Raw genomic sequence first — 8376 nt, 5'->3', positions numbered from 1 at the left:
TAACAAATTTGTAATGTGTTTTGTTGTTTTTATTTTATGCCAAAGGTGACATTTTCATAGAATAAAATTACTCTTTTTTAAGTGACATTTTTACTGGTTATTGACAAATTATTTAAAAAACCTCTTGACATATTTTTAAATCATGGTAAAATACATACCAACACCTAAAATTAAAGCCCTTGTACTATGTAGTAGGAAGTGTACCTAGGGTTCCGGCCAGAAATGGCGTCAGCGACCGAGCGGTACAATCTAAGGCCAGGCCTTAGAACACCGTGAGAATAAAAGTCTCCAGCGGCAGGTTCCTATTTGAATCTCCTGCTGGGTTTTTTATTACCAAAAATTAAAGTTATATATTGTGTAAATAATGTAATGATGGAGAGTATGGCAAAGAAAGTGGCACAGAGAGCCGGGTAAGGTGAAAGCCGGTCCACCGTATTTGTTCATTCTCGCTCCTGAACAGCTCGGGCGAAATGGAGTAGTCCGATGCCGCAACATTGCGTTAAAATGAAGTAGCAAGCTACTTCCTGAGGCCAAAACCGCAAGGTTCAGGCAAAACAGGGTGGTACCACGAGGAATACCCCTCGTCCCTGAGAAACTTCTCAAGGCGAGGGGTTTAATTTTACACTAAATATAAAAGGTGGTGAAGGCAGTTGAAGGTGACCGGTGCTGAAGCTTTGATTAAATCCCTCGAATATGAAAATGTGAATTTTATCTTTGGATATCCTGGAGGGGCTATCCTTCCTGTATATGATGCCCTTAATAATTCAAAAATAAAACATATTTTAACACGCTCAGAACAGGGTGCTGCTCATGCGGCCAGCGGCTATGCCCGGGTTTCCGGTAAAGTTGGCGTATGTATGGCTACTTCTGGGCCTGGAGCAACAAATTTAGTTACTGGAATAGCTACTGCATATATGGACTCGATTCCAATCATAGCTATTACAGGCCAAGTATCCACATCAGTTATAGGTAGAGACGTTTTTCAGGAAGTCGATATAACCGGCGCTACTGCACCCTTTACAAAACATAATTATCTGGTAAAAAATGCACAGGATATTCCTAGAATTGTAAAAGAAGCCTTTTATATTGCCTCAACAGGCAGACCGGGTCCTGTATTAATAGATTTGCCAAAAGATGTGGCAGAAACAATAATTGATTTTGACTATCCGGAAAATGTTAATCTTAGGGGATATAAACCCAATACCGTAGGTCATTATCTGCAGATATTGCGAGCAGCTGAAACTATTAACCAGTCACAAAAACCTGTGATTTGTGCAGGTGGCGGCATTAATTTAGCTGGTGCCGAAGATGAACTAATGCGGCTTGCCCAAAAGGCTAACATACCTGTTGTAACAACATTAATGGGAATAGGGGCTTTCCCTGCCAATCACCCCCTATATGTTGGCATGATTGGCATGCACGGTGTATCACCCGCTAACAAAATGATAGCTGAAGCAGATTTAATAATTGCCGCAGGAGCACGCTTTGCTGATAGAACTGTTGGCAAAGTGGATGGTTTTGCACCAAATGCTAAGGTGATTCATATTGACATAGACCCGGCTGAAATAGGCAAAAACATACCAGTGGATACTCCCATAGTAGGCGATGTAAAGCATGTTTTAGGAGAAATAGCTTCAAGAGTTGAAACACGATCAAATAGCGAATGGACTGATTATGTAACTAGATTAAAACAAAAAGCTGTTTATAAAACCGATGGAGAGAATTTACACCCCGTTGAAGTGATACGCTATATTTCCGACAAAACCAAAGGCAAAGCGATTATCACTACTGAGGTTGGTTGTCACCAAATGTGGACAGCTCAGCATTACGAGTTTATAGAACCACGCACCTTTATTTCTTCAGGTGGTTTAGGTACTATGGGCTATGGCCTTCCGGCCGCCATTGGGGTTCAAATTGCAAAAACCGATAAGATGGTAGTAAATATTTGCGGAGACGGCAGTTTTCAAATGAACTTGTCAGAAATGGCTACTGTGGTAGAAAACGAACTACCTATAAAGATTGTGCTGTTTAACAACAAGGGTTTAGGTTTGGTGCGTCAACTTCAGGAGTTTTACTGCAATAAGAGATATAATCAAGTGCACTTTGGGTTTGTTCCTGATTTTGTAAAACTTGCGGCAAGTTATGGCATTAAAGCTTTGAGGATTCAAAAGCGAGAGGAAATTGCCGCTGCTATTGACAGTTTGATTGAACACAAAGGGCCTTTCTTACTGGAATGTATGGTAGATATAGATGAAAACGTATATCCCATGGTGTTAAACGGTTCTACCATCAATGAGATGATAGGAGGGTAGACATGAAAACAACACTTTCCGTACTTGTAGAGAATCATCCAGGGGTGCTGTCCAGAATTGCAGGTCTTTTTAGCCGCAGAGGCTATAATATTGACAGCCTTGCTGTGGGAACTACTGAGAATCCGGATATATCCCGGATGACTATAGTGGTAGAGGGTGACGAATACGTAGTAGAGCAGGTAAAAAAGCAGCTAAATAAGCTGGTAGATGTTATCAAAGTAAGCAAAATCGATCCCCAAGATTCGGTTACAAGGGAATTGGTGTTAATTAAAGTGGATGCAGAACCTCACGTTAGGTCAGAAATTATTCATATTGCGGAGATATTCAGGGCAAATATTGTAGATGTAAGTCGCAAATCCATGACAATAGAACTTACAGGTGATAAAGACAAGGTAAAAGCCTTTGAAGAACTATTAAAGCCTTTTGGCATAAAAGAACTAGTTAGAACTGGCATTATTGCCATTAATAGAGGTACAAATTGTATAAAAATTGAGGAGGAATGTTAACATGGCAAAAATGTATTATGACAACGATGCTGATTTACAATTACTGAAGGGAAAGAAGGTAGCTATTATTGGCTATGGAAGCCAAGGCCACGGTCATGCACTGAATTTAAAAGATAGCGGCATTGATGTGGTTGTAGGGCTTTATAAAGGCAGCAAATCATGGCAAATTGCTGAACAGGCGGGTCTTGAGGTGAAGACTGTCAGCGAAGCTGCAGCTGAAGCAGATATAATAATGATTTTAATTCCAGACCATCTCCAGGGTCAGGTTTATGAAAAGGAAATCAAACCGAATCTTAAGAAAGGTGACGCTCTAGCTTTTGCTCATGGTTTTGCAATTGTCTACAGTCAAATCGTTCCGCCGGAATATGTAGATGTCTTTATGATAGCACCAAAAGGGCCAGGTCATCTTGTAAGGAGGACTTATGAGCAATGCGGAGGCGTTCCGTGCCTACTTGCAGTTCACCAGGACTTCTCAGGTAAGGCTAAAGACATTGCACTGGCCTATGCAAAAGGTATAGGAGGAACTCGAGCTGGGGTAATAGAAACTACTTTCACTGAAGAAACTCAGTCAGATCTTTTTGGTGAGCAATGCGTCCTATGTGGTGGCGTATCAGAGCTTATCAAAGCCGGATTTGAAACTTTAGTTGAAGCTGGTTTTCAGCCAGAAATAGCATATTTTGAATGCCTTCATGAGATGAAATTAATTGTTGACTTAATATATGAAGGTGGCCTTAGCTTGATGAGATATTCAGTTAGCGATACTGCCAAATATGGTGACTTTACAGTTGGCAAGCGGATAATTACTGAAGAGACTCGCAAGGAAATGAAAAAAGTCCTTGATGAAATTGTCACAGGAAAATTTGCAAAGGAATGGATTTTGGAAAATCAAGCCGGCAGGCCGGTATTCAGAGCAATCCAGGCTAAGGAAGCTGAGCACCCAATAGAAAAAGTAGGCAAAGAGTTGAGAAGTATGATGCCCTGGCTAAAAAGTACAATTACTATGGACTGATAACAGGGGGTATGATAGATGCCCAGAAAAATAGATATTTTTGATACTACATTGAGGGATGGCGAGCAAACTCCAGGTATATCATTAAATGTGGCAGAGAAGCTGGAAATAGCTAGACAACTTGAAAGACTTTCCGTAGATGTAATTGAAGCCGGATTTCCTATAGCTTCTAAAGGAGATTTTAATGCGGTAAAAGCCATTGCAGAAAATGTAAAAGGGCCAGTTATTGCAGCACTCGCCCGAGCAAACTTTAAAGATATAGACTGTGCAGCAGAAGCACTTAAGGCTGCTGCCAGACCTAGAATTCATACATTTATAGCTTCGTCGCCGATTCACATGAAATATAAACTAAAAATGACGGAAGAGCAGGTTTTGGAAGCGGCAGTAGCTGCCGTAAAGCGAGCGAAATCCTATGTAGAAGATGTGGAGTTTTCTGCGGAAGATGCATCAAGATCAGATATAGAGTTCCTCTGTAAGCTTTACGCAGCTGCCATAGAAGCAGGAGCTACGGTCATAAATGTTCCTGATACTGTAGGTTATACAATGCCCAAAGAATTTAGCAACCTGATAAAAACTTTGATGGAAAAAATACCTAAAATTGAAAATGTAAAAGTAAGTGTCCACTGCCATGACGATTTGGGTATGGCTGTAGCTAATTCCCTAGAGGCTGTAGCTGCTGGTGCGACTCAGATAGAATGCGCTGTAAATGGCCTTGGTGAACGGGCTGGCAATGCTGCCTTAGAAGAGGTGGTAATGGCCCTTGATACCCGAAAGGACATCTATGGTGTCACACACAATATAAACACAAAACAAATTTACCGTACAAGTAAAATGATAAGCACTATTACTGGAGTAGCTATTCAGCCCAATAAAGCTATTGTTGGGGCAAATGCTTTTGCTCACGAATCTGGGATTCATCAACACGGAGTTTTAGCTGAGAAATCCACTTATGAAATAATGAGTCCCCAATCCATTGGGTTGACTACTAATAGGCTGGTGTTGGGTAAACACTCCGGCAGGCATGCCTTTGCAGAAAGATTAAAAGAACTGGGTTATGAATTATCCCAAGATGAATTGAATAAAGCATTTGAGCGGTTTAAAGACCTGGCAGACAGGAAGAAAGATATAACAGATATGGACATTGAGGCCATTGTAGAAGACCAGGTAATAAAACTGCCTCAGCACATTGAATTAGATTACTTTCAAGTATCCACAGGCAACAAGTCCATCGCAACAGCAACCGTTAGAGTTAAGATAAATGAAGACACTATTGAGGAAGCGTCAACCGGTGACGGACCAATAGATGCCATATATAAGGCGCTTGACAGGGCATGTAATGTGAACTGCAAGTTAGTTGACTATTCTATCAGGTCCGTTTCAGGAGGCAAAGATGCTTTAGGCGAGGTAACCGTAAAGGTAGAAAAGGAAGGCAGGACTTTTCTAGGTAGAGGATTGAGCACAGATATTATAGAAGCAAGTGCTATAGCATATGTCAGTGCACTAAATAAGATATTATACAATGGTGGATACTGCAAAGCCTAGGTGGTGATTTTAAATGGGAATGACAATAACAGAGAAAATCTTTGCGAAACATGCAGGCAAGAGTTTTGTAGAGCCCGGAGAGCTTATAATGGTCAACGTGGATATTGCTTTAGCAAACGACATAACAGGCCCTGTTGCTATTGAAGAATTTAAAAAATCCGGGGCTCAAAAGGTTTTTGATAGAGAAAAAATTGCCCTTATACCCGATCATTTTGCCCCCAATAAAGATATAAAATCGGCTGAGCTTTGCAAAACTTTAAGGGATTTTGCAAAAGAGCAGCAGATAGTTCATTACTATGAAGTTGGACGCATGGGAATAGAGCATGCACTTTTACCAGAGCAGGGTATAGTACTTCCAGGAGATGTAGTTATCGGTGCTGATTCCCACACTTGCACTTATGGCGCATTAGGGGCTTTCTCTACCGGTGTCGGTTCTACAGATTTGGCTTTTGCCATGATAACAGGAAAATGCTGGTTTAAAGTACCTGAGACGATAAAATTCATCTATCATGGCAAGCTAAATCCGTGGGTTACCGGAAAAGATTTGATTTTACACACTATTGGAGACATAGGTGTAGATGGAGCATTATACAAGGCTATGGAATTTACCGGTGATGCCCTTTCGAACCTGACAATGGATGAGCGGTTTACAATGACCAATATGGCCATTGAAGCCGGTGGCAAAAATGGAATAATGGAAGCCGATAATATAACTCTGGAGTATGTCAAAGATAGAGCTAAGCGGCCTTATGAAGTATTTAAAAGCGATGAAGATGCCCGTTACTCGGAAATAATCGATTACAATGTGGAGGAAATCGGGCCTAAGATTGCCCTCCCCCACCTTCCTGAAAATGTAGTTGATGTGGAAGAAGCGCAAGGTATTGAAATAGATCAGGTAGTTATAGGCTCGTGTACAAATGGGAGATTAGAAGACATGAGGATGGCTGCAAGGGTAATCAAAGGGCATAAAGTGCACCCTTATGTCAGATTAATAGTAATTCCGGCCACGCAGCAAGTTTATCAGGAGATGATAAAAGAAGGAATTACTGAAATTTTTATCGAGGCCGGTGCTGTAGTGAGCACACCCACGTGCGGACCCTGTCTAGGTGGATATATGGGTATTCTAGCCAAAGGTGAAAGGGCAGTTGCTACTACTAACAGAAATTTTGTAGGTAGAATGGGTCACCCTGAAAGTGAAGTATATCTGTCAAATCCTGCTGTAGCAGCGGCTTCTGCCATTAAAGGAAGAATAACCCATCCCCGGGAGGTGGCCTAGATGAAGTTTAAAGGAAGGGTATGGACTTTTAAAGATAACATAGATACTGATGTAATTATTCCTGCTCGCTATTTAAATACAACAAATTCCCATGAACTGGCAGCCCATTGTATGGAGGATATTGACCCAGATTTTGCAAATAAAGTAAATCAAGGGGATATCATAGTAGCCGGCAAAAATTTTGGATGCGGCAGTTCCCGCGAACACGCACCACTAGCTATAAAATCCACAGGTATCAGCTGCGTAATCGCGAAATCCTTTGCGCGGATATTTTACAGAAATGCTATCAATATAGGCTTGCCCATATTGGAATGTGATGGTGGCATTGAGGAAATAGCAAGTGGAGATGAACTCGAAATCAATACAGATGAAGGAATTATAACTAACTTAACGACAGGCAAAGTTTATACCGCCAAACCGTTTCCTGAATTCATCAAAGAAATAATTAATGCCGGAGGCCTTTTAAATTATGCAAAGAAGGTGGATAGTAAGTGTTCACAATAGCCCTTCTTCCGGGAGACGGTATTGGTCCTGAAATCATAAGTGAAGCAGAAAAGATATTAAATGCAGTTGAACATATATTTAATATAAAATTTCAGTTTGTAGAAGGTTTAGTTGGCGGTGCTTCCATAGACGCACATGGTGTCCCCTTAACTGAGGAGGTCCTTCAGCTTTGTAAAAATAGTGACGCAATTTTATTTGGGGCCGTCGGTGGCCCCAAATGGGACCACCTGCCTAAAGAAAAAAGACCCGAGCAGGCAATTTTAAAGTTGAGAAAAGATCTTAACCTATATGCCAATTTGAGGCCTGTTGTCCTTTTTAAAGCCCTTGCCGATGCGTCACCCATAAAACAGGAGTTTTTGGGTGATGACCTTGATATCATGATTGTCCGGGAATTGACAGGAGGCCTGTATTTTGGGAAAAAAGGCAAGGAGGAAGGTCAGAATCATGTAACAGCCTTTGATACCATGGAATACACTGATGACCAAATAAGGAGGGTGGCCAGGCTTGCCTTCAATATTGCCCGAAATCGAAAAGGCCATCTAACTTTAGTTGATAAGTCCAATGTCTTGGAAACCTCCAGGCTTTGGAGAGCTATAGTATCTGAAATGGCCGCCGACTACCCTCATGTAAAGCTCAACTATATGTATGTTGACAATTGTTCTATGCAGCTTATATTAAATCCAGCCCAGTTTGACGTGATATTAACGGAAAACACTTTTGGAGACATATTAAGCGACGAGGCTTCAGTGCTCACAGGTTCTATAGGCATGCTGCCGTCAGCAAGTTTAGGTGACGAAAAACCTTATTTGTATGAGCCCATACATGGTTCGGCTCCCGACATCGCTGGCACTGGTAAGGCAAACCCTATAGCATGTATACTGTCAGCCGCGATGATGCTTGAATACTCCTTCGGTGAAAAGTCTGCTTCAAAGGCTATAATAAATGCTGTAAATAAAGTCCTCGATGAGGGATACGGAACTTTTGACTTGCGAGCTGGAGCAAAACACGTAGTGTCTACCTCAGAAATTGGCGACATTATAAAAAAGTATATTGGTATTGATTAGAATTAGCTGATTGAAATCAATTTAAGAGTGTCAATAATCTTTGAAAATGTCACCTAAAAGGCATGATTTTTATTCAGTGAAAATGTCACCTTTGGCATAAAATAAAAACAACAAAACACGTTACAAATTTATTAAATATTGTATTTAACAGCAAAAGAAAAAA

The 8376-nt window shown here is 41.0% G+C and carries 7 protein-coding genes; all 7 read left to right on the top strand.

Annotated features, from left to right (window positions below):
- Positions 1 to 650: 650 nt before the first annotated feature.
- Genes ilvB through leuB form a run of 7 tightly spaced genes read left to right on the top strand, consistent with a single transcriptional unit; the run spans position 651 to position 8213 of the window.
- The gene (gene ilvB / locus JT739_RS12430; protein WP_255688790.1) at positions 651 to 2312 is read left to right on the top strand and encodes a biosynthetic-type acetolactate synthase large subunit; all 1662 of its coding nucleotides are present in this window, start codon (positions 651 to 653) and stop codon (positions 2310 to 2312) included.
- A gap of 2 nt (positions 2313 to 2314) precedes the next feature.
- Positions 2315 to 2818 (top strand): acetolactate synthase small subunit, encoded by a 504-nt coding sequence (gene ilvN / locus JT739_RS12425; protein ID WP_237661440.1) that lies wholly within the window; start codon positions 2315 to 2317, stop codon positions 2816 to 2818.
- A gap of 1 nt (position 2819) precedes the next feature.
- Positions 2820 to 3827 (top strand): ketol-acid reductoisomerase, encoded by a 1008-nt coding sequence (ilvC, locus tag JT739_RS12420; protein ID WP_237661439.1) that lies wholly within the window; start codon positions 2820 to 2822, stop codon positions 3825 to 3827.
- 18 nt (positions 3828 to 3845) lie between these two features.
- Positions 3846 to 5369 (top strand): 2-isopropylmalate synthase, encoded by a 1524-nt coding sequence (locus tag JT739_RS12415; protein WP_237661438.1) that lies wholly within the window; start codon positions 3846 to 3848, stop codon positions 5367 to 5369.
- 13 nt (positions 5370 to 5382) lie between these two features.
- On the top strand, positions 5383 to 6645 hold the full coding sequence (gene leuC / locus JT739_RS12410; RefSeq protein ID WP_237661437.1) for a 3-isopropylmalate dehydratase large subunit: 1263 nt from the start codon (positions 5383 to 5385) through the stop codon (positions 6643 to 6645).
- Positions 6646 to 7149, top strand: a complete 504-nt coding sequence (gene leuD, locus JT739_RS12405) for a 3-isopropylmalate dehydratase small subunit (protein ID WP_237661436.1) — start codon at positions 6646 to 6648, stop codon at positions 7147 to 7149. It begins immediately after the preceding gene.
- Positions 7137 to 8213 carry a 3-isopropylmalate dehydrogenase gene (gene leuB, locus JT739_RS12400; RefSeq protein ID WP_237661435.1) on the top strand — a complete coding sequence of 359 codons (1077 nt, stop codon included), beginning with the start codon at positions 7137 to 7139 and terminating at the stop codon, positions 8211 to 8213. The genes leuD and leuB overlap by 13 nt, the downstream gene beginning before the upstream one ends.
- Positions 8214 to 8376: the final 163 nt, after the last annotated feature.

It is taken from the genome of Tepidanaerobacter sp. GT38 (genome assembly GCF_021991635.1).
Classification (GTDB): Bacteria; Bacillota; Thermosediminibacteria; order Thermosediminibacterales; family Tepidanaerobacteraceae; genus DTU063.
The sequence above is the reverse complement of the archived record's forward strand: the minus strand, read 5'-3'. Positions and strand labels throughout refer to the sequence as shown.